Here is a 16,507-nt window from a genome sequence, read left to right on the forward strand (position 1 = left end):
GACCGAGGGGAGTACGAAAACCACCCGTTTTCGTACTCCCCTCGGTCGTTTCGTGCGCCTCTCGGTCAGGAGGCGTTGACGACCAGGCCGAGCTCGGCGACATTCGCCAGACCGGGGTGCCGCGGGAGCACGCGGACGGTGTAGCCGAACGCGCCGGTCCGGCCGAGGGTCACGGCGCCCTCGAAACGCGCGCGGCCGTCACCGAGATCCTCGACCGGGTAGAGCTCGGTGGTGTCGATGTCGTGCAGCTCGTCGCTGTCGCTCGCGCGACCGTGCACGACCTGCACCAGCACCTGGTCGGGCCGCAGGCCGGCCAGTGCGACATACGCCCGCACCGACAAACGCTCGCCGAGCAGCGGCACGTCGGTGACGCCGTCGGCCTCGACATGCTCGATCCGCAACTGCGAGAAGGCTTCCCGCGCCTGCTCGCTGTATGCCGCAAGGTCCTTCGCGACTGCGAAGTCGTCACCGGCGGCGGCCCGTCCGGCGACGGCAGCCGGCGTGTAGAGCTTGGTCGTGTAGTCACGGACCATCCGTGTTGCCAGCACCTTCGGGCCGAGCACCGCCATGGTGTGCTCGACCATCTCGAGCCAGCGCTGCGGGATGCCCTGCGTGTCCAGGTCGTAGAACCGCGCGGCCACCTGTGTCTCGATGAGGTCGTAGAGCGCGGCGGCCTCGAGGTCGTCCCGCCGCTCGGGGTCCATCGTCGAGCTCTCGGTGTCGTGCGCCGGGTCCGCGGACGGGATCGCCCAGCCGTTGCTGCCGTCGAACCACTCGTCCCACCAGCCGTCGAGGATCGACAGGTTCAGGGCGCCGTTGAGCGCGGCCTTCATCCCGGAGGTCCCGGACGCCTCGTAGGGCCGCAGCGGGTTGTTGAGCCACACGTCGACACCGGGCATCAGGGTCTGTGCCATCTGCATGTCGTAGTTGGGCAGGAAGACGATCCGCTGCCGCAGCTTCGGGTCGTCGGTGAACTGCACCATCTCCTGGATGAGCCGCTTGCCCGTCTCGTCCGCGGGGTGCGACTTGCCGGCGATGACCAGCTGCACCGGACGCTCCGGGTCCAGCAGCAGCTTCGTGAGCCGCTCGGGGTCGCGCAGCATCAGCGTGAGTCGCTTGTATGTCGGCACCCGTCGCGCGAACCCGATGGTCAGCACGTCCGGGTCGAGCAGATTGTCCAGCCAGCCGAGCTCGGCGTCGCTGGCGCCACGGACGTGTGCCGAGTCGCGCACCCGCTCGCGCACGTCCAGGACCAGCTGCCGGCGCAACTCGCGCTTGACCGCCCACAGCTCGGCGCGCGGGACGCGGCCCACCCGGTCCCAGCCGATGGCGGTCCGCACGTCGGACTCCCCGAGGTATTTGCGCCCCAGCTCGATCACCCGCGGGTCCATCCAGGTCGGAGCGTGAACACCGTTGGTGATGCTGGTGATCGGCACCTCATCGTCATCGAAACCGGGCCATAGCTGATCGAACATCGAGCGGCTGACCGCGCCGTGCAACTCGGACACGCCGTTGCTGCGCTGCGCCATCCGCAGGCCCATCACCGCCATGTTGAAGATGCCGTCCTGGCCGCCCTCGTAGTCCTCGGCACCCAGGTGCAGGATCTGCTCGGCGGGCACACCCTGCAGCGCGGCGCTGCCGCTGAAGTGCGCCTGCACCCGCTCGGCGTCGAACCGGTCGATGCCGGCCGGCACCGGGGTGTGTGTGGTGAAGACGTTGCTGGCGCGCACGGCGCGACGGGCCTGCTCGAAGTCCAGTCCGGTCTCGGTCACCAGCTCGCGCATCCGCTCCACGGACAGGAACCCGGCGTGGCCCTCGTTGCAGTGGTAGACCTCCGGCGCCGGGGCGTCAGTCAGCCGACTCCAGGCACGCAGCGCACGCACGCCACCGACGCCCAGCAGCAGCTCCTGCTGCAGGCGCTGGTCACCGCCGCCGCCATACAGTCGCGAGGTCAGCTCGCGGGCCGACGCATCGTTGGCTTCGACGTCGGAGTCGAGCAGCAGCAGCGGCACCCGGCCGACCTGCGCGCGCCATACTCGCGCATGCAGCGTGCGGTCCTCCGGCAACGCCAGGGTGATGTCGACCGGCGTGCCGTCGGCCTCGCGCAGCAGCGTCAGCGGGAGTCCGTCCGGGTCGAGCAGCGGGTAGGTCTCCAGCTGCCAGCCGTCACCGGACAGCTGCTGGGTGAAGTAGCCCTCCTTGTAGAAGAGCCCGACACCGACGATCGGCACGCCGAGGTCACTGGCCGACTTCAGGTGATCGCCGGCCAGGATGCCCAAGCCGCCGGAATACTGCGGCAGCACGTGCGTGATGCCGAACTCGGCACTGAAGTAGGCGATCGAGGCGGGACGCTCTTTCGCGAAGCCGTCATACCAGGACGGCGTCGTCAGGTATGCCGACAAACCCTCGGCGGCAGCGCGGACCCGGGCGACGAACTCCTCGTCGGCGGCGAGCGCGGCCAGCCGCTGCGGGGTCAGCCCGGCCAGCAGCGCGACCGGGTCACCGTGCACGCGGTCCCAGACGACCGGGTCCATGTCCCGGAACAGGTCGCGGGTGCGGGCGTGCCAGGACCAACGCAGGTTGGTCGCGAGATCCGACAGCGGGGCCAACTGCTCGGGCAGTGCGGTGCGGACATTGAAACGACGAATGGCTCTCACGGCACCGATGGTAAGGGCGCCGGGCGCCCTCGCGAAGTTCGTTCCACCGACCTCTCCGGGCCGACAGATCGCACCGGCGAGAGTGCTGTCCGTGGCACCCGTCGATTGTGTAGCGTCGCTCAGGTGACTGATCAGCAGCCGGCCGCTGCGGCGCGGCCGACCACCCAGCGTGACCCGAGCTCGCTCGACCGACCCCTGCGGGATGTCGGCCGGATCCCTGTCGTCGACGTCCAGCCGGCGGTCAACGGCGGCCAGTTCGCGACGAAATCCGTTGTCGGAGAGTCGTTTCCGGTCACCGCGACGGTCTTCCGGGAGGGACACGACGCGGTGAACGCGACCGCGGCCCTCACCGACCCGGACGGTGTCGTGCACCACGTCCCGATGACCTGCACCAACCCCGGGCTGGACGCCTGGCGTTGTGTCGTGAGCGCGGATCGCCCCGGAAGCTGGTCCTACTGCGTCGAGGGCTGGTCCGATCCCTACGCCACCTGGACCCATGACGCCGTGATCAAGATCGCAGCGGACGTCGACACCGAGGTCATGCTGGAGGAGGGCGCGCGCCTACTCGAACGAGCAGTGCGCGAGGTGGAACACGACGCCGCAGGCCGGAAGACGCTGACCGCCGCCATCACCGGACTGCGTGACGCCGAGCAACCGCCCGGCGCGCGGATCTCGGCGGGCACCTCGGACGAGGTGCGACGAGTGATGCTCTCGGCCCCGTTGCGTGACTGGGTCAGCCCGAGCCCGGCATACACCTGGCTGGTGGAGCGGGAGCGTGCGCTGTATGGCGCGTGGTACGAGATCTTCCCGCGCAGCGAGGGCGCCCACTTCGACGAGAAGACCGGCACATGGACGACCGGCACGCTGCGGACCGCCGCCAAACGCCTGCCCGCGATCTCCGACATGGGTTTCGACGTGGTCTACCTGACACCGGTGCATCCCATCGGTGAGACCAATCGCAAGGGTCCCAACAACACCCTCACCGCAGGCCCGGACGACCCCGGCTCGCCATACGCGATCGGCGATGCGGACGGCGGGCACGACGCGATCCATCCGGACCTCGGCACGTTCGAGGACTTCGACGCGTTCGTCGCGGCTGCCCGCAAGCAGGGGCTGGAGGTCGCGCTCGACCTGGCGCTGCAGTGCTCCCCCGACCACCCCTGGGTCGCCGAGCACCCGGAGTGGTTCACCACCCGCGCCGACGGCTCGATCGCGTATGCCGAGAACCCGCCGAAGAAATACCAGGACATCTACCCGGTCAATTTCGACAACGACCCGGACGGCATCTACGCCGAGGTGCGCCGCGTCGTGCAGGTCTGGATCGACCACGGCGTGACGATCTTCCGCGTCGACAACCCGCACACCAAGCCGGTGGAGTTCTGGCAGTGGCTGATCAGCGATGTCGCGAAGGACCACCCGGACGTCATCTGGCTGGCCGAGGCGTTCACCCGTCCGGCGATGATGGCGACCCTGGCCAAGGTCGGCTTCCAGCAGAGCTACACCTACTACGCCTGGCGCAACGAAGCAGCCGAATTGCGTGAGTATGTCGAGGAATTGGCGCGCGAGTCCGCGGCATACATGCGGCCCAGCTTCTGGCCGACGACGCACGACATCCTCACGCCATACATGCAGTATGGCGGGCCGACCGCGTGGAAGCTGCGCGCTGCGCTGGCGGCGACGCTCTCCCCCACCTACGGCATCTACGCCGGCTACGAGCTGATCGAGCACGTCGCGCGGCCCGGCGCCGAGGAGCAGATCGACAACGAGAAATACCAGTACAAGGACCGTGAGTGGTCCCGTTACGAGGAAGGCGGCGACCGCGAGGGGCAGTCGCTCGCGCCGTTCCTCAAGCGGCTCAACGAGATTCGTCACCAGCACCCGGCGTTGCACTGGTTGCGCAACATCACCTTCCACCATGTCGACGACCAGCAGATGCTGGCGTTCTCCAAGAAGCACGGCGACGACGTCGTCATCGTCGTCGCCAACACCGACCCGCACGCGACGCGGGAGTCGACGGTGCGCCTCGACATGGGTGCCCTCGGGCTCGAGTCGGGCGACCGTTTCGTCGCACACGACCTGCTCAGCGACGCCAGCTGGCAGTGGGGCGCCGACAACTACGTCCGCCTCGGGCCCGACACCGAGCCACTGCACATCGTCCACCTCAGGAGGTTTTGATCCACCGTGCCCGCAACAGGTTTCAACCTCCCGCAGCCCGGCCTGCGGCACGACCCGCAGTGGTTCCGCAAGGCGGTCTTCTACGAAGTGCTGGTCCGCGCCTTCGGCGACACGACCGGCAACGGCTCCGGTGACTTCACCGGGCTGATCAACCGGCTCGACTACCTGCAGTGGCTCGGCGTCGACTGCCTGTGGATCCCGCCGTTCTACGCCTCGCCGCTGCGCGACGGCGGTTACGACATCGCCGACTACAAGGCGGTGCTGCCGGAGTTCGGCACGCTGCCGGAGTTCACCGAGCTGGTCTCGCAGGCACACGCCCGCGGCATACGCATCCTGACCGACCTGGTCATCAACCACACCAGCGACCAGCACCCGTGGTTCCAGGCGTCGCGCTCGGAGCCGGACGGGCCCTACGGCGACTACTACATGTGGTCCGACACCGACGAGAAGTATGCCGACGCGCGCATCATCTTCGTCGACACCGAGGTCTCCAACTGGACCTTCGACCCGGTGCGACGCGAGTTCTTCTGGCACCGCTTCTTCTCCCACCAGCCCGACCTCAACTTCGAGAACGAAGCGGTGCACGAGGAGATCTTCGACATCGTGCGCTTCTGGATGGACCTGGGCATCGACGGGTTCCGGCTGGACGCGATCCCCTACCTCTACATCGAGGAGGGCCACAGCGGCGAAAACCACCCCAAGACACACGAATTTATCGCCAAGCTGCGCGCGATGGTCGACGATGAATACCCCGGCCGGATGCTGCTCGCCGAGGCAAACCAGATGCCCGACGAGGTGGTGGACTACTTCGGCACCGAGGCCGACCCCGAGTGCCACATGTGCTTCCACTTCCCGATCATGCCGCGGCTCTACTACGCGCTGCGTGACGAGAAGGCGACCCGCATCCACGAGGTGATGGCCGAGACACCCCAGATCCCGCGTGGCGGTCAGTGGGGCACCTTCCTGCGCAACCACGACGAGCTGACCCTGGAGATGGTCACGCCGGACGAGCGCGCGGCGATGTACGGCTGGTACGCCCCCGACCCGCGGATGCGTGCCAACGTCGGCATCCGGCGCCGGCTCGCGACGTTGCTGGACAACTCGCGCGCCGAGACCGAGCTGATCCACGCACTGCTGTTGTCGCTGCCCGGGTCGCCGTGCCTCTACTACGGCGACGAGATCGGCATGGGCGACAACATCTGGCTGCAGGATCGCGACGCGGTGCGCACGCCGATGCAGTGGACCCCGGACCGCAACGCCGGCTTCTCCACCGCAGACCCCGGAAAGCTTTATCTGCCAATCATTTCCAGCCTCGTCTATCACTACAACAACGTGAACGTCGAGGCGCAGATGGAGTCGACGTCGTCGTTGCTGCACTGGGTCCGGGAGATGCTGGCGATCCGCAAGCAGTACCCCGTCTTCGGGCTCGGCGACTACGAAGCCGTCGATACCGAGAACGACACGATCCTGGCCTTCACCCGGACGGTGCACGCCGACGACGACCCGGACGACGAGATCGAGACCCGGTCGGTGTTGTGTGTCAACAACGTCTCCGGCCGGCCGCAGTCGGTGACGCTGAACCTGCCGGAGCGCTTCGCCGGCGCCCGCCTGCGCGACCTGTTCGGGGGCGTCTACTTCACCCCGGTCGGCGCCGACGGATCGCTCACGCTGACGCTCGGGTCACGCGACTTCTTCTGGCTCGGGTTGCAGCTGCCGGAGAGCGACTGAGCGATGGCGATCATCCACGCGGGCGCCTCGCTGACCCCGACCAAGCTGGAGCTGCTGCACGCCTGGATCGGTGACCGTCGTTGGTATGCCGGCAAGGGCACCGACCCGGCGCTGACGAACGTCGGCTCCTACCGGTTCGACGACCCGGACGGTGCCGTCGGCATCGAGGTCCTCGTGGTGGCCGACTCGTCCGGCCCGGAGCCGGTGATCTACCAGGTGCCGGTCACCTATCGCGACGCACCGCTGGAGGGTGCTGCGTCCTCGCTCATCGGCGAGATGGAGCACTCGGCTCTGGGTCGGCGTTGGGTCTATGACGGCTGCCACGACCCGGCCTTCGTCCGAGCGCTGCTGCGGGTGATGGTCACCGGCGGCCGACAGGCGGTGCTGGAGACGCACAGTGTCGTGGACGGCAGTGTCGGCACGCGTGAGCCGTCGATCACGGTGCGCGGCAGCGGTTTTCGGCACGCGGCGATGCCGCGGGTGACGTCGTCCGAGGTGCTTGCCGGCGAGCAGTCCAACACGTCGATCATCGTGCAGACCGATGACGAGCAGCCGCTGATAGTCAAGGTGTTCCGGGTGCTGCACCCGGGCGACAACCCCGACGTCACGCTGCAGACGGCGCTCAGCCGCGTCGGCAGTGAGCGGGTGCCCGAGATGATCGCGTCACTGCGCGGTGAGTGGGCGACCGCGGCCGGTCGGCGCGTGCAGGGAGATCTCGCGTTCGCGCAAGAGTTCTTCCCCGGCGTCCGGGACGCATGGCGGGTGGCGCTGGACGCGGCCACCCATAGCGAGTCCGTGGCTGCGTCGGCCTACGCCCTCGGCGCTGCGACCGCGGAGGTGCATCACCAGTTGAGCGAGGCGCTGCCGACCGGCCCGAGCACATCGGACTCGATCAGTCGGCAGCTGGACGCCATGCGACGCCGCTTCGCCGTCGCCGCGGGTTTGGTGCCTGAGCTGCAGGATCGACAGAGCGAGTTCGATGCGCTGCTCGACGCAGCCAAGGATGCGGAATGGCCTGCGCTGCAACGGATTCACGGCGACCTACATCTCGGGCAGGTGCTCGATGTCCCTGAGCGCGGCTGGGTGCTGCTGGACTTCGAGGGCGAGCCGTTGCGCTCGCTGGACGAGCGCAACCAGCTCGACGTCCCGTTGCGCGACATCGCCGGCATGCTCCGGTCCTTCGACTACGCGGCAGGTTCGGTCGAGCATCGCGATCCGGCCGAGAGCCGTCGCGAGTGGGCGGATGAGGCACGCGCGGCGTTCCTCGACGGGTATGCCGCGAGCAGCGGGATCGACCTTGCGCCATACCGCCGCCTGATCGAACTCTTCGAGATCGACAAGGCGAGCTACGAAGTCGTCTACGAGGCCCGCAACCGACCGGACTGGCTGGACATCCCACGCAGCGCGATCCTGCGGCTGCTGCCGACGAGGAGGACCGACATGAGCGACGACCGAGGCGAGGACACGAACGCAGTGAGGCCCGGAGCCGAGGGCAGAGGCGCGACCGCAGGCATGAGCGACGACCACGGTGGCGACCGGACTGCGATCCCGCAGGAGACGGCGCACGAACTGCTCACCGGACGGTATGGCGACCCCCATCACCTGCTCGGCCCGCACGTCGGCGAATCCGGTGCATTGGTCAGGGTTTTCCGGCCGCTGGCCAGCACCGTGCAGGTGCAGTTGCCGGACGGCACACGGACAGACCTTCAGCACGACTACGAGGGGCTGTGGAGCGGCTCGCTGTCGACGTCGGAGGTCCCCGACTACCGCGTCGTGACCACCTACTCCGACGGTGTCGAGCACGTCGCGGACGACCCCTACCGTTTCCTCCCGACGCTCGGTGACATGGACCTGCACCTGATCGGTGAAGGGCGCCACGAGCAGCTGTGGACCGTGCTCGGGGCACGCGTGCACCGCTATGACAGCCCGCAAGGTGCCGTGGACGGCACGGCATTCGCGGTGTGGGCGCCCAACGCCCGTGGCGTGCGGCTGATCGGTGACTTCAACACGTGGGACGGCCAGGGCCATCCGATGCGGCGGCTGGACGGTGGCGTCTGGGAGCTCTTCGTGCCCGGTGTTGGCGTCGGAAACCGTTACAAATTCGACGTTCTCGGCCCCGACGGTGTCTGGCGAGAGAAGTCGGATCCGCTTGCCCGTTACACCGAGACGTCCCCCGCCACGGCATCAGTGGTGACTGCGTCGACCTACGAATGGGGCGACGGTGCTTGGCTGCAGCAGCGCGCAGAGACACAAGCGCACCAGCGCCCAATGAGCATCTACGAGGTGCATCCGACGTCCTGGCGGCAGGGCAAGTCGTGGCGCGACCTGGCGGACGAACTGGTCTCGTATGTCACGGAACTCGGCTTCACCCACGTCGAGTTCATGCCGGTCATGGAGCACCCTTACCCACCGTCCTGGGGCTACCACGTCACGGGCTATTACGCACCGAACTCGCGACTCGGCGACCCCGACGACTTCCGCTTCCTGGTCGACAAGCTGCACCAGGCAGGCGTGGGCGTCATCCTCGACTGGGTGCCCGGACACTTCGCCACCGACGAGTGGGCGCTGGCCCGTTTCGACGGCACCGCGCTCTACGAGCACCCGGACCCAAGGCGCGGCTGGCACCCCGAATGGGGTTCCTACATCTTCGATTTCGGCCGCCCTCAGGTGCGCAACTTCCTGGTCGCGAACGCCATCTACTGGCTGCAGGAGTTCCACGCCGACGGGCTGCGGGTCGACGGTGTCGCCTCCATGCTCTACCTCGACTACTCGCGCAACGACGGCGAGTGGCTGCCCAACAAGCACGGCGGCCGGGAGAACCTCGAGGCCATGCAGTTGCTGCAGGAGACCAACGCCACGGCATACCGCCGGATGCCCGGCACGGTGATGATCGCCGAGGAGTCGACTTCGTGGCCAGGAGTCACCAAGCCGACCAGCAGCGACGGTCTCGGCTTCGGCTTCAAGTGGAACATGGGCTGGATGCACGACACGCTGGATTACGTTGCGCAGCAACCGATTCACCGCAAATACCACCACAACAAGCTGACGTTCTCGTTCGTCTACGCGTGGGACGAGCAGTTCATCCTGCCGATCAGCCACGACGAGGTCGTGCACGGCAAGGGGTCGCTGCTGCGCAAGATGCCCGGCGACCGCCGGCAGCAGCTCGCCGGTGTCCGATCGCTGCTGGCTGACATGTGGAGCCATCCCGGCAAGCAGCTGCTCTTCATGGGCTGCGAGTTCGCCCAGGAGGCGGAGTGGGCCGACGGCCGCAGCCTCGACTGGTGGCTGCTGGACCAACCGGCGCATCTCGGCGTCGCGCACCTGGTGTCGGACCTCAACCGGCTCTACACCGCGCACCCCGCTCTCTGGCGGCTCGACCACGACCCGCACGGATTCCAGTGGATCGACGCCAACGCCGCGGACGCAAACCTCTTCTCCTATCTACGTTTCGACACCGCGGAGCGCGACGGTGACGTCGTTGCCGCCGTGCTGAACTTCAGTGGTGTAGAGGTGCGCGACGTGCGCGTCGGACTGCCGCGCGAGGGTCGCTGGCTGGAGGTGCTCAACACCGACGCCGAGCGGTATGGCGGCTCCAACCGGGGCAACCTGGGCGGGGTCGAGGCGACGAACACGCCATACAACGACCAGCAATTCTCCGCACTCGTGACGATCCCGCCGTTGTCGGCGATCTGGTTCGTCCCGGAGACGCATGACGCAGGCTGACCGCGTGCCGGAGGAGCGGAGCGAGGGAGCTGTCTCGCGATCAACTGCCGCGCTCGACGGTATGGCGCACACGCTGCGCGCCATACCGACGCTGACCGGGACCGCGCCACAGCTCGATCTCAACCACCTGCCGGATGATCCGGTGGAGTTGTTCCGCGACTGGCTCGAGACGGCCCGCACCCTGGATGTCCCTGAGCCCACCGCGATGACGCTGTCCACGGCCGACGCCGACGGTGTCCCGGACAGTCGGACGCTGATCCTCAAGGATCTCGGCTCCCGCGGATTCGCCTTCGCCAGCACGGCATCGTCCCGCAAGGGAGAACAACTCGCGGCGAGCCCCTCCGCGGCGCTGAACTTCTGGTGGCAGCCGATCCTGCGCGCGGTGCGGGTGCGCGGAGCGGTCACGAGCGCGACACCGGAAGAATGTCGAGCGGATCTGGCTGCGCGCAGCCCCCAGGCCCGAGCTGAAGTCGACCCGGCGGACTGGCGACTGTGGTGGGTGCAGCCGGAGCGTGTCGAGTTCTGGCAGGGCGCGCTCGACCGTCAGCACGTGCGGGCCATCTATACCCGCCAAAAGGACTGGACCCTGCGAATTCTGCGCGGCGAGAGTGAGATCCAGCCCGATTGACCTGAACCTTTACCTGTGCGACCGGTGGGTCGTTCAGCCCTGCGCGATGATCCGTTCGAGCCACTCCCCGAGCATGGCCCGCTCTGCGGGGCTGAGCACGGCCAGGTCACTCACGGCGGCACGTAGCGTGACGGCCGGCGCGATCACCGGGTCGGCCGGCGCGCGTCCCGTCGAGTCCGACGCGGTCAGGATGCGCTGGCAAAGACCTTCGTAGAGAACGTCGGCCGGGCCAGTGTCTCGCTCGGACTCGGGCCTGCGCAGGATCGCCAGCACTGCTCCGGTGCCGGCGGCGTGGATCAACTCGACCGCTTCCGCCTCGCTGACCCGCAGTCGTCCGGCCATCGCCACCTGATGCACGCGGTCGGCCAGGATCCGGATGCCGGCTTCGGTGCTCGGCGACGGGCCCCGAGCAGGGTCGTTGATCAGGACGAAGAGCTCCGGGTTGGCCAACCCGAAGCCGATGGTCATGTCCCAGCCCGCGCGCAGACCGGCGACCGGGTCGACCCCGCGGGTTGCGGACCCGGCCACGGCGGCTGACTTGGTGGCCGCGAAGTCCGCCATCACGTGCTCGGCGACTGCGTCAAGCAATCCGTCCTTGTCGCCGAACAAGCGGTAGATCACCGGCGCCTGCACACCGGCCAGCTCGGCCACCCGTCGAGTGGTGACCCCCGCTCGACCCTCTTCGCTCAGGAGGGTGGACGCCACGTCGATGATGCGCGTGCGTGGATCTGCGCTGCGTTGCTTCGGCATGTATCAACGATAACGGATCTCTGTTATCGCATATGTAATCAGTGATAACGTGTTCATCCATTCATTGATAACAGGAGTACGTCATGATCGTCATCACCGGAGCCACCGGAGCCCTCAACGGCGCCACCACGGATCACCTGCTGCGCACCACACCCGCAGCCGACATCGCCGTCGTGGCACGCGACGTCTCGAAGGCAGCCCGCTTCGCCGAACTCGGCGTCGAGGTCCGCTACGGCGACTACGCCGACCCGAGTTCACTGCCCGCAGCCTTCGCCGGCGCGGACCAACTCCTTCTCGTCTCGTCGAGCGACCCGACCGCCGATGCCATGAAGCTGCATCGGACCGCGATCGAGGCGGCAGTCACGGCAGGCGTCGGGCGCATCCTCTACACGAGCCATCAGGGCGCGGCATCGGACTCGCCCTTCGGACCAGCACGTGACCACGCCGCCACCGAGGCGCTACTGGCCGCATCGGGGACGCCGTGGACAGCACTGCGCAACGGCTTCTACCTGCATTCGCTGGATTGGCTGCTCGGTCCCTGGCGGGAGACCGGTGTCGTCTCGGTGCCCGCCGACGGCCCGGTGTCCTGGACGTCCCGCGCCGATGCTGCCGAAGCCGCGGCGGTGATCATCGCGTCGGACACGCCATACGACGGGCCGGTGACGCTCACCGGCCGTGCGGCACCCACCTTCGCGGACCTCGCGCGGCAGGCATCGGCGGTGACCGGGCGCGAGGTCGGATTCGAAGTGGTCGACCCCGAGGAATGGGTCCGCTCCCAGGTCGCGAGCGGCAACAGCGAGTACCTGGCCCGCTTCAACCTCGGGATGTATGACGCAGCGGCAGGCGGCCTCTTCGCGGGAACGGACCCGCTGCTGGAGTCCCTTCTCGGGCGGGAGCCGCAGAGTGCACGAGAGCAGCTCAGCGCGGCGTGACCAGGCGTACCGAAGCCATCAGCAACGAAGGCGCCACCCGGGATCTCCCGGGTGGCGCCCTCTGCTGTCACGGCCGTCGACCGCCATTTGCCTGTCAACCAACACTGTCAGGCGAACGACCTCGCCTCGTCGGTATGACGTCCGCGTTCAGTCCTTCTTCGTTCAGTACTTCTTCGCTCAGTACTTCTTCAGTGCCTTGATGAACGCCTTCGTCGAGCTCGGCACACCGAAGCCGGTCAGGTTGTCGTAACCCTTGTCCGAGACCAGTGTCTGGTCCTGCACCTGCTGCGAGTTGATGCCGACGGTCGCGAGCGTGCCGGACGTCTTGTACTCGAAGCCGTGCTTGAGTGCGTTGCCCTTCACGTCGGTCAGGCCGGCGTGGCCCTTCGCGTAGATCGCCGGGTTCAGGAACCCGACGCGCTTGCCGACCAACGCCAGCGTGCCTGCGGTCCACGGCGACGACCAGCTGGTCCCACCGATCTTCTCCAGCGAGAAGTTGTTGCCCGCGTCGGCGTCGTGGAAGCCGATCAGGTAACCGGTGTAGGGGTCACCTGCACCAGCCAGGTCCGGGTAGGCGCGGTGCGGGTCGACACCGGTGAACCGGGTCGGCACGACACCCTTCTGGTAGTAGGGCTCCTCGTGGAACTGGCTCACACCGCCGCCACCGCCGTAGCGGTACTGCCAACCGCTCCACGCGTCGTCCTGCTGGAGGTTGTAGGAGGTGTTCCACGCCTCCTCGAACTTCACCTTCGAGCCCTTGGCGTTGGCGGTGGCCAGTGACGTGCCACCCACCGCGGTCACCCACGGGTTGGCCGCCGGGTAGTCCGGAGACGGCGGCATGGACTTCTGGTCGCCGTAGGTGTTGTCGCCGTAGTCACCGGAGGAGAACAGCACCGAGATGCCCTGCGCAGCCGCCTGCATGAAGATCGCCGAGTAGGCGTCGTTGGTCGCGGGGTCGTCGACCTCGCCGCCGCCCCAGGAGTTGGTGAAGGAGTCGACCTTGTTGTCGTCGATCAGCTTGTGCATCGACATCATCAACGCGTCGTCGAAGGGCCGGGACGCAGCGGAGTAGATGATCTTCGCGTCGGGCGCGGCACCGTGGATCGACTGTGCATCCAGGGCCTGCTCGGCGTTGACACCGCCGGAGTCCTGGTCGTCGCAGTAGAGCGGGTCGTAGCCTCCGTCGGGCTCGATCACCTTCAGCTGGTTCTTCTTCAGCGGCTGGAAGCCGAGGGTCTTGGCCCAGGTGTTGGTGTCGGCCTCGATGCGAGGATCGTTGCACCACAGCGTGATGCCGACCGTCATACCCTTGCCGGTGTTCTTGGCCTTCATGCCACGAGCAGCACGCATCTGTTGCGGCGTGTAGCCGCACAGGCTGCCCGGCTGCACACCCTTCAGCGGCGCGGCCGCCTTCGGTGCGTAGGGCAGGTGGTATTGCCCGTAGTAGGACGAGCAGGCGTCACTGGCACCCGACTTCGCGTTGGGCTTCGCGCCGAGCGCCGACAGGGTGCGCGCGGACTTGCGCTGCTGGCTGGATGCCTCGTTGGTGCGCACGTTGGTCGTGTGCAGGATCCGAGAGTGGTCGAGTCCGACAACACCGCCGACGACGCCGGCGATGCTGGTGGGCATCGTCACGGCCTTCGCGGGGGCCGAGAAGGTGCGACCGTTCTTGGTGTACTTCTGCATCTTGGTCCCGAAGGCCTTGTTGACCTGGGAGACCGATCCACTCACCTGGACGTAGCTGCGGCTCTTGGACACCTTGCCGGTCTTCAGGCCCTGGCTGTGCAGCCAGGCGATCGCCTTGTCGACATCGGACTTGGATGCTGCGAAACGCTTGGTGAACTGTGCCGGCGAGATGAATTTGCCGTGCTGCCGGCTGGAGGGGTCGGAGACCGCCTTCACGAAGGCTTCGGCGCCGGCCTGATCTCGCAACTTGAAAGTGACGATGAAGTGCTCGGTGGCAGCCGTCGAGGCCGCACCCAAGGACTTCCCCGGGGCATGGACGCTCTGAGCGACGACCTTGCGATCGTGATTGTTGTTGCCGGCCGCGAAAGCGGGCCCGCCGATAGCTCCGGCAGCGAGGGTGACCGCACCGAGCAAGGCGATATGTGAGCGCATATAGCTTCCCTTCCTAAAGTGGATAATTCGAAACTAGCGACTTGGCCGGACCCGCGGGGAGATCGCGTTCATCCAGTTGTCCAGATGCTGCGACGACCGGGCGCGCGACTGTCCTGTCGACCCGCGCCGTGGCACCCTGGTGCGATGAGCGTCAGTCGTGCCGGACAACCGGCGGAGTCGAGCGACCTGGTCGACATCTCGCACCTGGTCACCAGCTACTACGAGATCGAGCCGGACCCCGAAAACGTCGACCAGCAAGTTGTTTTCGGCACCTCGGGGCATCGCGGGTCATCGCTCCGAGCCGCGTTCAACGAGGCCCACATCCTGGCCACGACGCAGGCCATCGTGGACTACCGCCGCGAGCAGGGGTATGACGGGCCGCTCTTCATCGGTCGCGACACACACGCGCTGTCCGAGCCGGCCTGGGCGTCCGCTCTGCAGGTGCTGGCGGCCAACGATGTGCAGGTGCTCGTCGACAGCGGCGGCGGCTACACGCCGACCCCTGCGGTCTCGCACGCCATCCTGCGCGCCAACAAGGGGCGCACTGCCGGGCCCGGTCTCGCCGACGGCATCGTGGTCACCCCCTCGCACAACCCTCCGGCGGACGGCGGTTTCAAATACAACCCGCCGCACGGCGGACCCGCCGACAGCGAGGCGACGAAGGTCATCGCCGGCACCGCCAACGACTACCTGCGTGCCGGTCTGCAGGGCGTGGCGCGGGTGCCCTTCGGGAAGGCCCGCAAGGCCGCCGGCAGCTATGACTTCATGACCTCGTATGTCGACGACTTGCCGAACCTCGTTGATCTCGAGGCGATCCGGTCGGCCGGTGTCCGCATCGGTGCGGACCCGCTGGGCGGCGCGTCGGTCGCCTACTGGGGCGCGATCGCGGACCGCTTCAATATCGACCTCACGGTGGTCAACCCGTTGGTGGACCCGACGTGGCGCTTCATGACCCTGGACTGGGACGAGAAGATCCGGATGGACTGCTCGTCGCCATACGCAATGGCATCGCTGATCGACAAGCGCGCCGACTACGACATCGCGACGGGCAACGACGCGGACTCCGACCGGCACGGCATCGTCACGCCCGACGCCGGGCTGATGAACCCCAATCACTATCTGGCAGTGGCGATCCAGTACCTCTACGGCGGGGCTCGCCCGGGCTGGACGTCGCGCCGCGTCGGCAAGACCCTGGTGTCGTCGTCGATGATCGACCGGGTCGTCACCTCCATCGGCGCACAGCTGTGGGAGGTGCCGGTCGGGTTCAAGTGGTTCGTGCCGGGATTGCTCGACGGCAGTGTCGGATTCGGCGGTGAGGAGTCTGCCGGGGCGTCGTTCCTGCGCACCGACGGCACGGCGTGGACCACGGACAAAGATGGCATCGCGCTCGCCCTGCTGGCCTCGGAGATCCTGGCGCGCACCGGGGAGACACCGAGTCAGCACTACGCGAAACTCGTCCGCCAGCACGGAGATCCGGCATACGCCCGCATCGACGCCCCGGCGGATCGCGAGCAGAAGGCAAAGCTCGCGGCCCTCTCCCCCGACGACGTCGCGTCCACCTCGCTCGCCGGCCAGCCGATCACCGCCAAGCTCACCCGTGCGCCCGGCAACGACGCAGCCGTCGGCGGGCTGAAGGTGACGACGGAGGACGCGTGGTTCGCGGCGCGTCCGTCCGGCACCGAGGACGTCTACAAGATCTATGCCGAGTCGTTCCAGGGCGCCGACCACTTGGCGCAGGTGCAGGCCGAGGCGAAGGAGATCGTGTCCGCTGCCCTCGGCTGAGACGGGGCGGGGGT

Annotated in this window: 9 protein-coding genes; 6 read left to right on the top strand and 3 right to left on the bottom strand. The window is 67.6% G+C overall.

What is annotated here, in order from left to right; genetic code table 11:
* Positions 1 to 65: 65 nt before the first annotated feature.
* The gene (glgP, locus tag ACSZL9_RS05570; RefSeq protein WP_446664473.1) at positions 66 to 2,657 is read right to left on the bottom strand and encodes an alpha-glucan family phosphorylase; all 2,592 of its coding nucleotides are present in this window, start codon (positions 2,655 to 2,657) and stop codon (positions 66 to 68) included.
* Positions 2,658 to 2,780: 123 nt separating this feature from the next.
* Between glgP and ACSZL9_RS05575 the strand changes: the two genes are divergently transcribed.
* Genes ACSZL9_RS05575 through ACSZL9_RS05590 form a run of 4 tightly spaced genes read left to right on the top strand, consistent with a single transcriptional unit; the run spans position 2,781 to position 10,911 of the window.
* Positions 2,781 to 4,832: an alpha-1,4-glucan--maltose-1-phosphate maltosyltransferase gene (locus ACSZL9_RS05575; protein WP_446664474.1), complete on the top strand. Its 2,052-nt coding sequence runs from the start codon at positions 2,781 to 2,783 to the stop codon at positions 4,830 to 4,832.
* Positions 4,833 to 4,838: 6 nt separating this feature from the next.
* Positions 4,839 to 6,560: a maltose alpha-D-glucosyltransferase gene (treS, locus tag ACSZL9_RS05580; RefSeq protein ID WP_446664475.1), complete on the top strand. Its 1,722-nt coding sequence runs from the start codon at positions 4,839 to 4,841 to the stop codon at positions 6,558 to 6,560.
* A gap of 3 nt (positions 6,561 to 6,563) precedes the next feature.
* A complete protein-coding gene (gene glgB / locus ACSZL9_RS05585; protein WP_446664476.1) occupies positions 6,564 to 10,283 on the top strand; it encodes a 1,4-alpha-glucan branching protein GlgB in 3,720 nt (1,239 codons plus the stop codon).
* Positions 10,270 to 10,911, top strand: a complete 642-nt coding sequence (locus tag ACSZL9_RS05590; RefSeq protein ID WP_446664477.1) for a pyridoxine/pyridoxamine 5'-phosphate oxidase — start codon at positions 10,270 to 10,272, stop codon at positions 10,909 to 10,911. The genes glgB and ACSZL9_RS05590 overlap by 14 nt, the downstream gene beginning before the upstream one ends.
* Before the next feature lie 33 nt (positions 10,912 to 10,944).
* Here the strand turns inward: ACSZL9_RS05590 and ACSZL9_RS05595 are convergent, their stop codons facing one another.
* Positions 10,945 to 11,661, bottom strand: coding sequence for a TetR/AcrR family transcriptional regulator (locus tag ACSZL9_RS05595; protein ID WP_446664478.1), 717 nt, complete (start codon positions 11,659 to 11,661; stop codon positions 10,945 to 10,947).
* A gap of 83 nt (positions 11,662 to 11,744) precedes the next feature.
* Here ACSZL9_RS05595 and ACSZL9_RS05600 point away from each other — a divergent pair, with 83 nt between their 5' ends.
* Positions 11,745 to 12,593: an NAD(P)H-binding protein gene (locus ACSZL9_RS05600; protein WP_446664479.1), complete on the top strand. Its 849-nt coding sequence runs from the start codon at positions 11,745 to 11,747 to the stop codon at positions 12,591 to 12,593.
* Between the two features lie 177 nt (positions 12,594 to 12,770).
* On the opposite strand, the gene ACSZL9_RS05605 is transcribed toward ACSZL9_RS05600, so the two are convergent.
* Positions 12,771 to 14,711, bottom strand: coding sequence for a S53 family peptidase (locus tag ACSZL9_RS05605; protein WP_446664480.1), 1,941 nt, complete (start codon positions 14,709 to 14,711; stop codon positions 12,771 to 12,773).
* 144 nt (positions 14,712 to 14,855) lie between these two features.
* Here ACSZL9_RS05605 and pgm point away from each other — a divergent pair, with 144 nt between their 5' ends.
* Entirely contained in the window at positions 14,856 to 16,493 is a 1,638-nt protein-coding gene (gene pgm / locus ACSZL9_RS05610) for a phosphoglucomutase (alpha-D-glucose-1,6-bisphosphate-dependent) (protein ID WP_446664481.1), read from the top strand.
* The last annotated feature ends 14 nt before the right edge of the window (positions 16,494 to 16,507 follow it).

This window comes from Flexivirga sp. B27 (assembly GCF_052905685.1).